Annotated in this window: 15 protein-coding genes; 10 read left to right on the top strand and 5 right to left on the bottom strand. The window is 71.4% G+C overall.

Going from position 1 to position 14555, the window contains the following annotated elements; genetic code table 11:
* Positions 1–14: 14 nt before the first annotated feature.
* Positions 15–611: a ClpP family protease gene (locus tag FDA94_RS01615; RefSeq protein WP_137245194.1), complete on the bottom strand. Its 597-nt coding sequence runs from the start codon at positions 609–611 to the stop codon at positions 15–17.
* Positions 608–1234 (bottom strand): ClpP family protease, encoded by a 627-nt coding sequence (locus FDA94_RS01610; RefSeq protein ID WP_137245193.1) that lies wholly within the window; start codon positions 1232–1234, stop codon positions 608–610. Before FDA94_RS01610 ends, FDA94_RS01615 begins: the two co-directional genes overlap by 4 nt.
* A gap of 505 nt (positions 1235–1739) precedes the next feature.
* Here FDA94_RS01610 and FDA94_RS39780 point away from each other — a divergent pair.
* Genes FDA94_RS39780 through FDA94_RS01600 form a run of 3 tightly spaced genes read left to right on the top strand, consistent with a single transcriptional unit; the run spans position 1740 to position 3209 of the window.
* On the top strand, positions 1740–2063 hold the full coding sequence (locus FDA94_RS39780; protein ID WP_212735110.1) for an aldo/keto reductase: 324 nt from the start codon (positions 1740–1742) through the stop codon (positions 2061–2063).
* Positions 1994–2749, top strand: coding sequence for an aldo/keto reductase (locus FDA94_RS01605; protein WP_212735108.1), 756 nt, complete (start codon positions 1994–1996; stop codon positions 2747–2749). Before FDA94_RS39780 ends, FDA94_RS01605 begins: the two co-directional genes overlap by 70 nt.
* 40 nt (positions 2750–2789) lie before the next feature.
* Positions 2790–3209 carry an SRPBCC family protein gene (locus FDA94_RS01600; RefSeq protein ID WP_137245192.1) on the top strand — a complete coding sequence of 140 codons (420 nt, stop codon included), beginning with the start codon at positions 2790–2792 and terminating at the stop codon, positions 3207–3209.
* 40 nt (positions 3210–3249) lie between these two features.
* Here FDA94_RS01600 and FDA94_RS40250 read toward each other — a convergent pair whose 3' ends face one another.
* The gene (locus FDA94_RS40250; protein WP_246059449.1) at positions 3250–3564 is read right to left on the bottom strand and encodes a winged helix-turn-helix transcriptional regulator; all 315 of its coding nucleotides are present in this window, start codon (positions 3562–3564) and stop codon (positions 3250–3252) included.
* Positions 3565–3717: 153 nt separating this feature from the next.
* On the opposite strand from FDA94_RS40250, the gene FDA94_RS01585 reads away from it, so the two are divergent.
* The 3 genes from FDA94_RS01585 to FDA94_RS01575 are packed head-to-tail and all read left to right on the top strand — an operon-like array spanning position 3718 to position 5572.
* Positions 3718–4632 carry a CPBP family intramembrane glutamic endopeptidase gene (locus tag FDA94_RS01585; RefSeq protein WP_137245191.1) on the top strand — a complete coding sequence of 305 codons (915 nt, stop codon included), beginning with the start codon at positions 3718–3720 and terminating at the stop codon, positions 4630–4632.
* Positions 4629–5366 (top strand): helix-turn-helix domain-containing protein, encoded by a 738-nt coding sequence (locus FDA94_RS01580; RefSeq protein WP_137245190.1) that lies wholly within the window; start codon positions 4629–4631, stop codon positions 5364–5366. The genes FDA94_RS01585 and FDA94_RS01580 overlap by 4 nt, the downstream gene beginning before the upstream one ends.
* A gap of 14 nt (positions 5367–5380) precedes the next feature.
* Positions 5381–5572 (top strand): hypothetical protein, encoded by a 192-nt coding sequence (locus FDA94_RS01575; RefSeq protein ID WP_137245189.1) that lies wholly within the window; start codon positions 5381–5383, stop codon positions 5570–5572.
* Here FDA94_RS01575 and FDA94_RS01570 read toward each other — a convergent pair.
* Positions 5569–6210 carry a dihydrofolate reductase family protein gene (locus FDA94_RS01570; protein WP_137245188.1) on the bottom strand — a complete coding sequence of 214 codons (642 nt, stop codon included), beginning with the start codon at positions 6208–6210 and terminating at the stop codon, positions 5569–5571. The two genes, FDA94_RS01575 and FDA94_RS01570, sit on opposite strands and share 4 nt — an antisense overlap.
* Positions 6211–6412: 202 nt before the next feature.
* On the opposite strand from FDA94_RS01570, the gene FDA94_RS01565 reads away from it, so the two are divergent.
* Entirely contained in the window at positions 6413–7303 is an 891-nt protein-coding gene (locus FDA94_RS01565; RefSeq protein WP_137245187.1) for an aminoglycoside phosphotransferase family protein, read from the top strand.
* A gap of 5 nt (positions 7304–7308) precedes the next feature.
* Here the strand turns inward: FDA94_RS01565 and FDA94_RS01560 are convergent, their stop codons facing one another.
* Positions 7309–8514, bottom strand: a complete 1206-nt coding sequence (locus FDA94_RS01560) for a cysteine desulfurase-like protein (RefSeq protein WP_137245186.1) — start codon at positions 8512–8514, stop codon at positions 7309–7311.
* 546 nt (positions 8515–9060) lie between these two features.
* Between FDA94_RS01560 and FDA94_RS01555 the strand changes: the two genes are divergently transcribed.
* The 3 genes from FDA94_RS01555 (at position 9061) to FDA94_RS01545 (ending at position 14529) form a co-directional block, all read left to right on the top strand.
* Positions 9061–12402: an AfsR/SARP family transcriptional regulator gene (locus tag FDA94_RS01555; protein WP_137245185.1), complete on the top strand. Its 3342-nt coding sequence runs from the start codon at positions 9061–9063 to the stop codon at positions 12400–12402.
* 244 nt (positions 12403–12646) lie between these two features.
* Positions 12647–14095, top strand: coding sequence for a purine-cytosine permease family protein (locus FDA94_RS01550; protein WP_137245184.1), 1449 nt, complete (start codon positions 12647–12649; stop codon positions 14093–14095).
* A complete protein-coding gene (locus tag FDA94_RS01545; RefSeq protein ID WP_137245183.1) occupies positions 14092–14529 on the top strand; it encodes a hypothetical protein in 438 nt (145 codons plus the stop codon). The genes FDA94_RS01550 and FDA94_RS01545 overlap by 4 nt, the downstream gene beginning before the upstream one ends.
* The last annotated feature ends 26 nt before the right edge of the window (positions 14530–14555 follow it).

Here is a 14555-nt window from a genome sequence, read left to right as displayed (position 1 = left end):
AGAGCTCTTTGGGATCAGGTGCGTGAGTGCTCCTCGATGATCTGGTCGAGGAGCCCGTATTCCATCGCCGCCGTCGCGGTGAACACCCGGTCGCGGTCGGTGTCGGCGCGCAGCGTCTCGACGGTCTGGCCCGTGTGACGCGACAGGATGCGCTCGATGTCGGCCCGGACGCGCACGACCTCGTCGGCCTGCAGGATGAGGTCGGGGATCGCGCCGCGCCCCTGGGCGGCCGGCTGGTGCAGGACCACCCGTGCGTGCGGCAGAGCGGCCCGCTTCCCCTCGGCGCCCGCCGCGAGGAGCACCGCGCCCACCGCGATGGCCTGGCCGACGCAGGTCGTGGCGACCTTCGGGCGGATGTAGCGCATCGTGTCGTAGATCGCGAGCATCGCGCTCGGGTCGCCGCCCTCGCAGTTGATGTAGAACTGGATGTCGGCGTCGGGGTTGTCGGACTCCAGGAAAATCATCTGCGCGATGAGCGCGTTCGCGACGCCCGCGTCGATCGCCGTGCCCAAATAGACGATTCGCTCGGTGAGCAAATGCGAATAGACGTCGAGAACGCGCTCGCCACGCGAATTGCGGGCAATGACGTTGGGGATCGTATAGGTGCTCATCGGGCTGCTCCTGCGGTGACGCCGAAACCGAGTCGATGGTGGGAGAGCGGCGCGATCTCGCCGAAATCGCTGACGATCGAATCGATGAAGCCGTAGTCGAGCGCCTCCTGCGCCGTATACCAGCGGTCGTGCAGGGAGTCGTCGAAGATGCGCTCCACGGGCTGGCCGGTGTCTTCGGCGATGAGGCCGAGCACCGTGTCGCGGGTGTGGCGCAGGTCGCTGGCCTGCAGTTCGATGTCGACAGCGGTGCCGCCGATCCCGGCCGATCCCTGGTGCATCAGCACCCGCGCATGGGGCAGGGCGCGGCGCTTGCCCCGGGTGCCCGAGGAGAGCAGGAACTGGCCCGCGCTGTAGGCGATGCCCAGCACCAGCGTCGACACATCACACGGAATGAGCCGCATGACGTCACGGATCGCCAGCATCGACGGAACGGAACCACCCGGGGAATGGATCCACAATGCGATGTCGGCCGAGGGATCCTGCGTGGCGAGGGTTATCAGCTGGGTGGTGAGAAGGGTGCCGTTGTCGTCGTCGAGAGGCCCGTCGAGAACGAGCGTTCGCTGTTCGTAAAGCCGACGCCGCACATGCACGTCGAACAAAGGGGCTTTCGATTCATCGCTCATGCGTCCATCATGTGAGGCCGCCCGGTGCGATATCGACCCGATCCGCCTGCGGCAGATCCGCTCAGAGCAGCGTGGCCTGGGCGAGTGATCGCGACGGATCGACGTGGACCGCACCCCACTTTCGAACGCGGCCACCCGACTGTCATCCGATGCACACTCCACACCGGGGGACTCGTGCGACCCCCCGAGCGGTCAGACATCGCGCATGGCGTTGTCACGCCGGCGATTCACTCTTGTAGAACGCGGAGAGATCGACACTGAGTACCGGCACGGCCGGTCCCTAGGGCGATGTGTTGATCAGTTGAGACCGCCATCTTTGCCCAACGCGGAGTGGCGGCCTCCCACCAGCGGGGAATTTGGTTCCAGACGGCTCAGCGGGACTGACCGGCGCTACCGCTGAGGTGGCGCGCGACACAGGGGAGAGGCGAGTCAGCGCCGCAGGACTCCAGGTGCGCCGTCGTCCAAGGGCCTGGCCCGGTGCCAGCACGGTGAAAGAAGAGATGTCATGTCGCTGACTGCGATCCTTCCCGGCCGGCGAGGGTTCGGGACGGCTCCCCTCGGCAACATGTTCCGCGCCATCCCGGAGGAAGAGGTCCACGCCACCTTGGAGGCCGCCTGGGAGCAAGGCACCCGCTACTACGACACCGCCCCGTTCTACGGGGCCGGGCTGGCCGAAGCCCGGCTCGGCACCCTGCTGGCCACCAAGCCCCGCGATTCCTTCGTCCTGTCGACCAAGGTGGCCGGGTCATCCTCGACGAGGTGCAGGTCGGCACCCGCGAGCTCGGGGACAAGGGCGGACTGTTCGAGCACGGCCGCCCGAACCGGATGATCAACGAGTGGACCGCCGCGGCCACCGAGCGTTCGATCGAGGACAGCCTCGAACGTCTGGGCGTCGACCGGCTGGACATCGTCTGGGTCCACGACATCGCCCAGGACTTCAACGGCGACCAGTGGCTGCAGAAGTTCGAGGAGGCCCGCACCGGCGCCTTCCGGACGCTGTCCCGGCTGCGCGACGAAGGCGTGATCAAGGCCTGGGGGCTGGGTGTCAACCGTACCGAACCGATTGAACTGACGTTGGCCCTGGACGAGCCCCAGCCCGATGGCTTCCTGCTCGCCGGCCGCTACACGATCCTCGACCATGAGCACGCCCTGCAGCGGCTGCTGCCCATGGCCCAGGAGCAGAACGTCGGCATGGTCGTCGGCGGGCCCTACAACTCCGGCGTCCTGGTCGGAGGCACCCACTTCGAGTACCGGCAGGCGGCACCGGAGATCCTCGCGCGCGTCGAGAAGCTCAAGGCCCTCGCCGGGCGGCACGGCGTCGGCATCAAGGCGGCCGGACTGCAGTTCTCCCTCGCCCACCCGGTGGCCGCCGCCGTCATCCCCGGCGCCACCCGGCCCAGCCGGATCGCCGAGGACATCGCCGCCGTGGACGAGACCGTCCCGGCCGCGTTCTGGCAGGAGCTACGCGCTTCCGGCCTGGTCAGCCCCGCCGCGCCTCTCCCCGACGGCGCTTGACCCGACCACCCGCACCGCCACGACCATCAGGAGAACGACCATGGCATCGACCTCGGTCAGCCGCGTCCTGCCCGCCTCCCCGGAGCAGGTCTGGGAGCTCATCGGCGGGTTCCACGCCCTGCCCGACTGGCTTCCCTACATTCCCGAGAGCACCATGCTCGAAGGCGGCCGTGTGCGTCGGCTGGTGAACCCGGACGGTGGGGTGATCGTCGAGCGGCTGACGGCCTTCAGTGAGGCCGAGCGCTATTACACCTACGCCATAGTCGAAGGGCCCTTTCCCGCGACCGGCTACGTCTCGACCCTGCGGGTCTATCCGGTGCCGGGGCGTGAGGACGCCGCTGAGGTGCTGTGGTCCGGATGCTTCACCCCGACGGGAGTGAGCGAAAGCGACGTGGTCGCCCTGTTCACGACCATCTACCGCGATGGTCTCGCCGCCCTGCACAACGCGCTGACGCGTTGAACCCTCCACAGCCCCGGCACGACGAGACTCGGAACGCCCGTCAGCAGGCTGAGCCGATGGTCTGGTCCCTGGCCGAAGGCACGTCGACGCCCGATTGAGCCGCCGGCACGGCCAGGCCGTTGCGCTCCAGCATGCGCAGGTTCTGGGTCAGCATCTTGTGGCTGATGCCCTCGACCTCGTCGCGCAGTTCGCTGAAGCGGAGGGTGCGCTCGCCGAGGGTCTCGATGATCAGCAGGGCCCACTTGTCGGCGACGTCCGGGAAGATCTCCCGCGCCAGGGAGTCGGCGCCGGGCAGGTCGCCCAGGTCTACCGCAACGTCGCCAAAGCGCTGGACGCGGCCGGAGCCACGTTCCACGACGTCGTCCGCATCACCTGGTATGCCGCAGGCTGGAAGAGGAGATGTACGACGCCTTCGACGCGGGCATCGTGGACGACTTGAGTGTGCCCCCAGGGCATGGTGTTCGCTCTTGAGCGCATCGACCGATTCGAACTTGAGAGGACCTTCCCCATGGAGGCAACAGGCCCCGCCGATCACCGAGAGGCGACGAGTCCCCTGACGCGGGAGCGTCTCCGGCCGTTCGGCGCGCACCTGCGCATGAGCTGGTGGAAGGCGCTCGTGGTGATCATCGTGCCGTCGCTGGCGATGATCGTCATGCAGGTCGTGTTCTACCAGCTCGTCGGCGTCATCGAGGGCAGCGACGACCCGTTGGCGGCCACCTTCACGCCGCTGAAGTTCCTGGCCGTCAACCTGAGCGTGGGCGCGGCGGGTCTGCTGGCGATCGGGCTCCTGGTGTGGACGGCGAGGGTGCCGTGGCGCAGTCTGATCAGCTTTCCGCGAGCGTTCGACGGGCGTCGTCTGACGGAGTACCTTCTCGGCGCGACGCTGCTGGCGGGCGCCGGGATCGGGGTCGTGGCCCTGGTCGCGCCCGAGGCTCCGGGCTGGACCGCCTTCGGCGTGAGCGCCACGACGATCGCCATACTGATCCTCACCTTCTCGACCACTCCGATACAGGCCGCCGGGGAGGAGCTGATGTTCCGGAGCGCCGCCCTGCCCGCCGCCGCGTCGTGGGTGCGCGCGGTTCGCCCGGCCCTGGTCGTCGGGCTCGTGGTCTCCAGCCTGGCCTTCGCCGTGATGCACGGCTCGACCGACCCGTGGCTGTTCGGCTACTACGCCGTGTTCGGCGTCTGCACCGGGCTGATGGCGATCATCAGCCGGGGCCTTGAGGCGCCGATCGCCTTCCACGTCGCCAACAACGTCCTGGCGACGACCGTCAACACGCTGATGGCGGACGGAGAGGCGTTCCCTCTCGACCGGTCCACCGACACCGGCGACGCGTCCCTGCTGATCCTCGTCGCCGGCAACGTCGGCATGGTCGTCCTCGTCTGGCTGCGCGAACGGCACAGGAAGGCGGGGGCCGCATGACGTGGAGCACTCGTGAGATAGCCGAGCTCGCGGAGACCACCGTGAAGACGGTGCGCTACTACCACGAGATCGGCCTGCTCGACGAGCCTGACCGCGAACCCAACGGTTACAAGCGCTACGAGGTCCGCCACCTGACGCGGCTTCTGCAGATCAAGCGACTGACGGGGTTGGGCGTGCCGCTCGCGCAGATCGCCGCGATGGGCGCGGACACCGAAGGCCACGCCTCGATCTTCCGGACCGTCGACGCCGAACTCGAGGCGACCGTGGAGCGGCTCCAGAACATCCGGCGGGCGCTGGCCACCCTGTCCGAGCCGGGCGCGGCGGCGGACGTGCCGACCGAGTTCAGCGGCGTGGCGGAGGACCTGCGCGACAACGACCGCGCACTCCTCATGATCTACGCTCAGCTGTTCTCGGAGGAGTCGATGGACGCCGTGAAACGGACCCTCGAGGCACGCCCCAATCCGGCACTCGACGAGGAGTTCCGCGACCTCCCCGAGGACGCCGACGACCTCACGCGGCAGTCCCTAGCCGAGCGGCTCGCCCCGATCGTGGACGGCGCGTCCGCCGATCACGCGGTCACGTTGGAGCTCAAGGCCTCCACACCGCGGCAGGTCAGAGCGGCCCAAACCGCCATCGGCCGCGCTCTGGAAGCCCTCTACAACCGCGCTCAGATCGACGTGCTGCGCCGCGCCCACATGATCAGCGCAGCCAGACGCGACGCGGTCGCGGAGTAACCGCCACCGCACCGATGAACGCCGACGAGGTGAAGTACCTCCTGTTCGAGAAGATCACCACGATCGGCGGCCGCCGCCTTCACAGCCTGCTGCACCGCGCCGAACGGCTGCTCGGGCCCCACTGCCCTGCTCCGCCCCCGACGACCACATCGCGTGGATCGGCGACCCAGCAGGACCCGAACGGCCAGTCCCGCCGGTTCGGCTAGACCCGGGTGAACGTCAGGTGCGTGACGCCCGAGGGCGTCGACACCGCTTCGATCGTGTACGTCTTCTCCAGCGCCTCCAGTCCGTCCCAGAGCCGGACCCCACGGCCGAGCAGGATCGGCACCTGCACCACGTGCAGATGATCGACCAGCCCTTCGGCGAGGAAGTCGCGAACGACCGTGGGCCCGCCGCCGACGCGCACGTCCAGGCCGCCGGCGGCCTCCCGGGCCCGCTCGAGCGCCTCGGCGGGTGGGGCGTCCAGGAAGTGGTAGGTGGTGCCGCCGCCCATCTCGATCGAGGGCCTCGGCCGGTGAGTGAGCACGAAGACGGGCGTCCGGAACGGCGGGGTGTCCCCCCACCAGCCCTGCCAGGCCGGGTCGTCCTGCCAGCCGGGCGGGCCGAACTTGCCGGCCCCCATGATCTCGGCGCCGATGCCCTGACCGTGCCGCGCCGCGAACACGTGGTCGGCGCCCGCGGCGCCGTCGCCGCCACCTCCCATCTCGTGCCAGAACCGGGTGGCGAACATCCACTCGTGCAGCCGTTCCCCGGCGTGCCCGAACGGCGCGTCGAGGGCCTGGCCGTCGCCGGTGGCGAAACCGTCAAGCGAGATCGAGAGGTTGTGTACGCGTACCGCGGACATGAGCAGGCTCCTTTGGTCGGGCTTTCACCGATGAGTCGGAGCCGGCGGCCCGTTTTCTACATGCCTCACAAGACCCAGAAGTACGGGGCGGCGAACAGGCATCTGCAGACACCGGCCCTGCCGAGCCTTACGCCGCGTTCCGCCAAGCGCCGAGCCCAGAACACCCCTCGCTCCGTCTGCCGCTCCCATACTGTGACTTCGCATGACCGAGATGAAGATCACCGCAGACCTGGTCCGCGACCTGCTGCAGGAGCAACATCCGGACCTTGCGGGGCTGGCCGTCCGCGAGGTGGCGGGCGGGTGGGGCAACCAGATGTGGCGCCTCGGGGACGATCTGGCCGTGCGCATGCAGCGTATGGACCCCACCCCGGAGCTCCAGCTCAAGGAGCGGCGGTGGCTACCCGTGCTGGCCCCCCGCCTGCCGCTCCCGGTGCCGATCCCCGTGCGGTTCGGCGAACCGTCCGAGCGCTTCCCCAAGCACTGGACGGTGATGACGTGGGTTCCCGGCGAGCCGCTGGACCACGACTCGATCAGCCGCGGCACCCACGCGGCCGACACGCTGGCGAGCTTCCTCCGGGCGCTCCACGTGGAGGCGCCCGACGAGGCGCCGATCGCTACGGACCGCGGCGCCCATCCCAAAAACTGCACGGACGGTTTCGAGCACTTCTTCCGGGCCGTCGCCCCCGACGACCTCGCGGCCGACGTCCGGGACGTCTGGGACGACGCGGTTGCGGCCCCCGCGTGGGAGGGCCCGCCGGTGTGGGTGCACGGCGATCTCCATCCCGCGAACGTCGTCGTCTCGGACGGCACCCTCACGGGCGTCATCGACTTCGGTGACCTGTTCGCCGGCGATCCGGCGTGGGACCTCGCCGCCGCATGGGTGCTGCTACCCGAGGGCACGGCCGCACGGTTCTTCGACGGGTACGCGCATGCGGACGAGGCGGCGATCCGGCGCGCCCGCGGGCTGGCCGCCATGAAGAGCCTCTTCCTGATGCTCATGGGGCGGAACGGAGATCGGGGCCTGCCCGGCGGCAAGCCGAACTGGGGACCTGCCGGCCGGGCCGCACTCGATCGTGTTCTGAAGGGCGTTTGACGCCGTCAGGCGGTCAGGTCTTCCAGGGCGTTGAGCAGGCGGTCCACGTCCGATCTGTCGTTGTAGTGCACCAGCCCGGCCCGCACCCCGGACCCGGCGTGGCGGATGCCGAAGGCCTGCGTGAGCTCCCAGGCGTAGCAGTGCCCGTCCCACACGTTGACCTCGCGGGCGGCCAGGTGCTCGGCCACCTGGCGGGGGGTGTGCCCGCCGACGGTGAAGAACGCAGTGGCCGTACGCCGCCGGGGCGAGCCGACCAGGCCGACGCCGGGCAGCGCCGACAGCCCCTTGAGCAGGTGGGCGAGTTCGGCCTGCTCGTGGGCTTCGACCGCCGTCATCGAGGCGAGCAGCCGCTCCCGCCGGGTGCCGGTCGCGTCCGGGTCGAGCCCGGCCAGATGGTCGACCGCGGCGGCCACGCCCGCCAGGTCGGCGAAGGGCAGCGTGCCCGTTTCGAACCGGTCCGGCACTTCCGCCGGCGAGGAGGCGAGCTTGTCGGGCGAGAGCCGTTCGAGCAGGTCGGGGCGGGCGGCGACAGCGCCGATGTGCGGGCCTGACCACTTGTAGGAGCTGGTCGCGTAGAAGTCCGCGCCGAGGGCGACCATGTCGATCGGGGTGTGCGGGGTGGCGTGCACACCGTCGACGTAGGTCAGCGCGCCGACGGCGTGGGCCCGTTCGGTGATCCGCCGGACGTCGGGCATGGTGCCCAGGATGTTGCTGGCCGCAGTCACCGCGACCAGTCTCGTCCGGTCGGTCACCAGTTCGTCGTACTGCTCGGCCGGCAGTTCCCCGCTGGGCACCTCGACGTCCGCCCACCGGATCTGTGCTCCGGCCCGGGCGGCGGCCTGCACCCACGGCCGCACGTTCGCGTCATGGTCAAGCCGGGACACCACGATCTCGTCGCCCGGCCCCCAGTCTTTCGCCAGGGCGTACGCAAACCGGTAGGTCAACGTGGTCATGTTCGGACCGAACACCACGCCGCCCGCGTCCCCGCCGACCAGGTCCGCCACGGCCTGCCGCGCCCGCGCGACGATCACGTCCGACCGCGCGCTGGCCGGGAAGGCGCCGTGCGTGTTGCCGATGCCCTCGGTGTAGGCGGCGGCGATGGCGTCGATCACCGGCCGGGGCACCTGAGTGCCGGCAGCGGCGTCCAGCCAGGCATATCCGTCAGAGAGGGCAGGATAAAGCGCGCGAATCCGCGCAATGTCGAGGCTCATGCCACCACAGTCTTCCGGGTCACCCTTCTGTGCGGTAAGGGGCATCCGGCCTCGGGAGTGAAGTACCGGACAGTTCAGCGAGGTGAGGTCCCACAGCCGGGTTTTCCGCCCGCGCTGAAGGTGGTGGGGTATGCCGGAAGTTCCGGTTCGTCCAGGGCCGCCGGTCATGGCTCACCGCCGACACGGTTCACCCGTCGGGGCTGAGGTCGGCGGAACTGCGTCCTGATCCGACGACTATGCCACCACTGTCACCCGCGACGCGCCGGCTGACGGCAGGTGGTCGCGCTCGCCGTCGCCCCGAGGGCCGTCGAGGACTTGCGCAACTCGACATGCCGTCCCCGCCGCCCGCCGGGCCGCTGTCGGCCGGCAGGTCGACGAAGCTCGGCCCCAGCTCGGGCACGGTGGTCCTGGGCGCCTCGGGCGGCCGCGGCCAGCGTGGCGCTCCAGCAGGCTTGCACGATCCCCGCCGGACATGCCGGAAATACCCGCTTGAAATAGCGGCCGGATGCTCGATGATTGCCTGGCGACACGAAAGGAGATCGCCAGGTGGCGTCGGACATGCGGGTGGCGCTGCTCGGTTCCGTCGAGGTCACCTCGGGGGGCCGCACGAGTTCCCCGCCACGATCACGGCTCCGCGCCGTCCTGGGACTGCTGGCCCTCCGGGCGGGCCGGGTCGTCCCCGTCGAGGCCCTGATCGACGGGCTCCACGGTGAGGATCCGCCGCCCGCCGCGACCCGCACCCTGCACGCGCACGTCTCCTACCTTCGCCGATCGCTGTCCGACCTCGGGGCCCGGGAGATCGTCGAGACCCGGTCGCCCGGTTACCGCCTGGCGCTTCCCGAGTCGTCGGTGGACGTCTTCCGGTTCCAGCAGGGCGTGTCGGCCGGCCGGGCCGCGCTGGCAGCGGGCGACGCGATGACCGCCGCCACCACCCTCGGCACCACGCTGGCGATGTGGCGTGGCGACGCCCTGGCCGACTGCGACGTGCACGGCTGGGCCCACGGCGAGTCGGGCCGCCTGCGCGAACTGCGCATGGCGGCGACCGAGGACCTCCTCGACGCCAGGATCCGTCTCGGCGACCACCGCGCCACGGCGGCCGAACTGGAGGCCCTGGTCACGGTGGACCCGTTGCGCGAACACCTCTGGGAACTCCTCATGACCGCCCACGCCCTGGCCGGCCGCCAGGCCGACGCGTTGCGCGTCTACCAGCGGGTGCGCCGGGTGCTCCTCGACGAACTGGGTCTGGAACCCGGCCCCGAACTACGCCGCCTGGAAGCAGCGGTCCTCTCCGGCGAACCCCTTTCCGATACGGCCCCGCCCACCGCAACAGCCCGGCGGACCGGACCGGGCCCGACCGCCCCTGACCGCCGAGCCGAGCCGGGCGGCCGACCAGGTTCAACCGCTCCCGACCGCCGAGGCGAACCCGGCCCGACCGCCCCTGACCGCCGCAGCGAACCCAGCGGCCAACCCGGCCCGACCATCCCTGACCGCCGCAGCGAACCCAGCGGCCAACCCGGCCCGACCGCCCCTGACCGCCAAGGCGAACCCGTCGGCGAACCGGGCGTCGCCGCGCGGGCGACCGCGCGGCCCACTGTCTCGCCGGTTCCTTCGCGGGCGCCCGGTGGGGTGCTTCCGCCGAGGCTGGCCTACCGGGGTGAGTCCTCCTCGGCCGCGCGGGCGCCGGGCGCGGCCCCGCCACCTCGGCTCGCCTACCGCAGCCCGGCCGGGGGAACGCGCCGCCCTGGAGCCGCGCCGCTGGGCTCGATGGCGATCCGCCACGTCGCAGCCCCTCAGGTGGAGAGCAGGCCTGCAGCCGCCGCTCTGTCGCCGACGGTTCCCGCCGTCGTGACCCGGCTGATCGGCAGGGACGCCGACCTCGCGCACGTGTCGCAGCTGGTGGCCGCGCAACGGCTGGTCACCCTGACCGGGCCAGGGGGAGTGGGCAAGACCCGGCTGGCGGGAGCCGTGGCCGCCCAGACGGGCGATTTGTTCGACCGGGTCGAGATGGTCGAGCTCGCCGGGGTGGCCACGGCCGAGTTCGTCGTCCCGGCGGTCGCCGACGCGCTGGCCGTACACGCGACCGGGGCGCGCGGGCTGGAAGCCGCGCTGGCCGAGGCGCTGCGCGGGCGGCGGGTGCTGCTCGTGCTGGACAACTGCGAGCATGTCGCGGCCGAGGTCGCCTATCTCGCGCATTGGCTGCTGGGCAGGGCCGCGGGCGTGCACCTCCTGGTCACCTCGCGGGAGGTGCTGCACGTCAGCGGCGAGGTGGTGCGTCCGGTGCGGCCGCTCACCGGGCACGGCCCCGAGTTGTTCCTCGAACGCGCCGGGCTGTCCTCCGACCTCTCGCGCGAGGACGTGGCCGCGCTGGAGCGCATCTGCGCCGAGCTCGACGGACTGCCGCTCGCCCTGGAGCTGGCCGCGGCACGGGCGCGCGTGCTCTCGCTCAGGGAGATCGCCGACCGGCTCAACGACCGGTTCTCGCTGCTCACCGGCGGTCCGCGCACCGCTCTGCCGCGCCACAGGGGGCTGCGGGCCGCCTGCGAGTGGAGTTTCCAGCTCCTCGACGACGAGGAACGCGACCTCATGGCCGTCCTGTCGGTCTTCACCGGCGGCTTCGACCTGGCCGCGGCGGCGGCCGTGGCGGGGCACCACGACGAGCTGGCGGTGCTGGACACCCTCGCCAGACTCGTGGACAAGTCCCTGCTCACCGCCGACGTCACCCCGGCCGGGGCGCGGTACCGGATGCTGGAGACGATCAGGCGCTTCGCCGCCGAGACCCTCGGCGACGGGGAGCGGGCCAGGCAGGCGCACGCCGGGCACTTTCTCAAGCTGGCCGAAGAGGCGGAGCGCGGGCTGCGGGGCGCGACCCTGGTCGCCGCCCTCGACCGGATGTCGGCCGAGCACGCCAACCTGCGCGCCGCCCTCGGTTACGCCAGCGGCGACCGGGCCCTCCGGCTGGCCGTCGCCACCTGGCGTTATCTCTATCTGCGCGGCCACTACTCCGAGGGCCGCCAGTGGCTGGAGTCCACCCTGTCCGGCGAGGCCCCCACGCCCCTGCGCGCGAAGGCGCTGGTCGGGCTGGCCACGCTGACGGCGTACCAGTGCGACTACGCGACGGCCACCGGGCACGCGGAGCGCGTACTGGAGATCGAGGAGGATCCCGGCGCGCTGAGCCTGCTCGGCGAGATCGCCCGCGAGACCGGACGCCACGACGACGCGATCGCCCACCACGAACGCGCCATGGGCCACCACGAGACGCGCGGCGACACCTGGGGCGTCGGCTTCCAGCTGGAGCTGATGGCGCTGGCCGGATGGCTGGCCGCCCGCTGGGACGAGGCCCGCGACTGGGCCACCCGGGCCCACGACGTCTTCGCCGGGCTCGGCGACAAGGAACGCCTCGGCTGGACCCTGCTCGACCTGGCCGCCGTCGACCACTACACCGGCCGGGACCCGTCCGCGCGCCTGAGGGAGGCCGAGCGGCTCTTCGGCGAGGTCGGCTTCCCCGAGGGACAGGGGTGGACGGAGAACCTGCTGGCTCTCACGGCGCTTGGCCGGGGCGAGGTGGCCACGGCCACCGCGCACCTGCGCACGGCGCTGCGCATCCAGCGCGATCTCGGCGATCTCTGCCGGGGCGCCAGCCTCGTCGAGGCCATGGCGCGGGCGGCGTACCTGGCCGGAGAGACGCGAAGAGCCGCCGAGCTGGTCGGCGGCGCCTCCGTCATCAGGACGGCGATCGGTTCCCCGGTGCCCCCGGCGGAGCGGGCGGACCTCGACGAGCTCCGCGCCTCGCTCGCCGAGACTCTCGGCGAGCCCGCGTACCGGGAAGCCCTGGCGGCAGGCCGCGGTCAGACCGTTCCCGCTGTGATCACCGTGGCGATCGAGTCGTGAGTCGGACTTCGCCGGTCATCTCGAACTCCTCCTCCCGGCGCGGCCCCTCGGCCTCGCCCATCCGGCGTGTGGTGGGCCGGTTCGGCCGCGGCGTGGGCAGTCCCATGTCCATCTCCCCGATGTGGTGCTTCGTGGTGTGAACCAGTTCTAAGCGGCATCCCTTGCACGTCGCTTGCCGCGCGGGCAACAGCGGGACAACGCCGCGGGTGGACCTTCATGGCAGGACACGAGGAAAGGACCTGTCATGGAGACGCACGGTGTCGCGTCGATGCCGGAGCACCGGCGCACCACCCGCCCCCGGACCGTCGCGGCGGTGCTGGCCGGCTCGAACCTGTCGCTCAGCGCGAGCGTCTTCGGCTGGTTGCCGGTCACCTACGGCCTGAACTGGTGGCAGGTCGTCACCGCGACGATCGCGGGCACCGTGCTCGGGCTGCTGATGGCCGCGCCGCTGGCGCTGCTGGGCTACCGGTCGGGCACCAGCAGCACGGTCGCCAGCGGCGCGTTCTTCGGCGTGCGGGGCCGGTTGCTGAGCTCGGCCATCGGCATGGTGCTGTCACTGGGGTACGTCGCCGTCGCCGTCTGGACCGCCGGTGAGGCCGTCGTCGCGGTGACCGGGGCGGGCGACCAGCCGCTGGTGCATTTGGCGATCGCGCTGGCGGTGACGGGTCTGGCCGTGTTCGGCTTCGACGTGCTGACCAGGCTCAACCGGTGGCTGATCCCGGTGATGGCGGTGACGTTCACGGCCGGGGTGGCGGCCTTCTGGGACGACTTCGACGTGACCTGGACGGCGGGGCCGTACGTGATGGACGGCGCGGCCGGCACCTGGATCCTGGCCCTGGTCACGGCCGGGCTGAGCGGCCCGGTGGCCTACGTGACGATGCTGGGTGACTTCACCCGCTACGTCTCCCCGCTGCGGCACCGGCCGGGGGCGGTCATGGCGGCCACGGCGGCCGGGTTGTTCTGCGGCCTGGTCGTACCGGCGCTGTTCGGAGCCTTCCTGGCGATCGCGGCGCGGGCCGGTGACTCCTACCTCCCGGCCGTGGTGGCCGCCGCGCCCGGCTGGTACGCGCCGTTCATCCTGGCCGGGGGAGTGCTGGGCAGCCTGGGGGCGGCCGGGGTGCCGCTGTACAACATGGGCCTGGAGCTGCACGGCATGTGGCCGCGCCTGTCCCGGGTGGCCGGCACGACGCTGGTCGCGGCGGCGACGCTCTGCCTGCTGTTCCTCGGCCGGCACACGATGCAGGACGCGGTGACCGGTTTCGTGGTGGTGCTGACCGTGATCACGGTGCCGTGGGCGGTCATCGCGCTCATCGGGCACCTGCGGTCGGGCGGCTACGACGTACGCGACCTCCAGGTGCACCGCAAGGGCGGCACGGGTGGGCGCTACTGGTTCACCGGCGGCTGGAACCGGCCCGCTCTGCTGGCCTGGCTCGCGGGCGCGGCCGTCGGCCTGCTCGACGCCGACAGCACCTTCTACACCGGCCCCCTGGTGGCGCTGACCGGCGGATACGACGTCAGCTACCTGCTGGCGGGGGCGCTCTCCGGCGGCCTGTACGTCCTGCTGTCGCCCCGCAGGGAGCAGGAACCGGTGCCCGACTGGCGGCAGGTCTACTACTGGCCGGCCGTCCGCCTGCCCGACGGCAAGGCGGAGACAGGCGAGCGGCAACATGCGGTCGCGACCCTCGAACCATGAGAACGACGTACCGAATGATCAGCAAGGCCGCGGCGGCGGCCGCCGCCCTCACCCTCGTCGTCGCCACCCCCGCCGCCGCGGCGACGACGACCTGGGGCCAGTGCTCCAGTGGCTCCTACGGGGCCGCCTTCCGCGGCACCTTCACCTCGGCCGACGGCCTGCACACCTGGACCAAGCTGGAGTTCGTCCTCGACGACGGCAGCTCCGCCAACGTGGTCACGCTGTCGATCCTCGACGGCGACGAGGTCGTGTGGAGCGGGTCCTACTCCGGCAAGCGCCCGGGACGCGTGTACGCGATCGTGCCCCGCAAGCCGGACGGCTCGACCGTGCGCACCGGCGCCCCGGGCCTCGACGACCGGGTGCGGGCCCGGGTCTGGTTCACCGGGCTCGGCCTCGGCAAGCCGACCTGCCAGGGGTCGACGCTGGGGGCGTGAGGTCACCCGCCGAACCCCGCCGCCCC

The organism is Herbidospora galbida (genome assembly GCF_005233835.1).
GTDB classification, from domain to species: Bacteria; Actinomycetota; Actinomycetes; order Streptosporangiales; family Streptosporangiaceae; genus Herbidospora; species Herbidospora galbida.
The sequence above is the reverse complement of the archived record's forward strand: the minus strand, read 5'-3'. Positions and strand labels throughout refer to the sequence as shown.

What these genes read in the sequence shown, in the direction of transcription:
- FDA94_RS01615 (WP_137245194.1), bottom strand. Translation starts at nt 611, where the DNA reads ATGAGCACCTATACGATCCCCAACGTCATTGCCCGCAATTCGCGTGGC.
- FDA94_RS01610 (WP_137245193.1), bottom strand. Translation starts at nt 1,234, where the DNA reads ATGAGCGATGAATCGAAAGCCCCTTTGTTCGACGTGCATGTGCGGCGT.
- FDA94_RS39780 (WP_212735110.1), top strand. Translation starts at nt 1,740, where the DNA reads ATGTCGCTGACTGCGATCCTTCCCGGCCGGCGAGGGTTCGGGACGGCT.
- FDA94_RS01600 (WP_137245192.1), top strand. Translation starts at nt 2,790, where the DNA reads ATGGCATCGACCTCGGTCAGCCGCGTCCTGCCCGCCTCCCCGGAGCAG.
- FDA94_RS01585 (WP_137245191.1), top strand. Translation starts at nt 3,718, where the DNA reads ATGGAGGCAACAGGCCCCGCCGATCACCGAGAGGCGACGAGTCCCCTG.
- FDA94_RS01580 (WP_137245190.1), top strand. Translation starts at nt 4,629, where the DNA reads ATGACGTGGAGCACTCGTGAGATAGCCGAGCTCGCGGAGACCACCGTG.
- FDA94_RS01575 (WP_137245189.1), top strand. Translation starts at nt 5,381, where the DNA reads ATGAACGCCGACGAGGTGAAGTACCTCCTGTTCGAGAAGATCACCACG.
- FDA94_RS01570 (WP_137245188.1), bottom strand. Translation starts at nt 6,210, where the DNA reads ATGTCCGCGGTACGCGTACACAACCTCTCGATCTCGCTTGACGGTTTC.
- FDA94_RS01565 (WP_137245187.1), top strand. Translation starts at nt 6,413, where the DNA reads ATGACCGAGATGAAGATCACCGCAGACCTGGTCCGCGACCTGCTGCAG.
- FDA94_RS01560 (WP_137245186.1), bottom strand. Translation starts at nt 8,514, where the DNA reads ATGAGCCTCGACATTGCGCGGATTCGCGCGCTTTATCCTGCCCTCTCT.
- FDA94_RS01550 (WP_137245184.1), top strand. Translation starts at nt 12,647, where the DNA reads ATGGAGACGCACGGTGTCGCGTCGATGCCGGAGCACCGGCGCACCACC.
- FDA94_RS01545 (WP_137245183.1), top strand. Translation starts at nt 14,092, where the DNA reads ATGAGAACGACGTACCGAATGATCAGCAAGGCCGCGGCGGCGGCCGCC.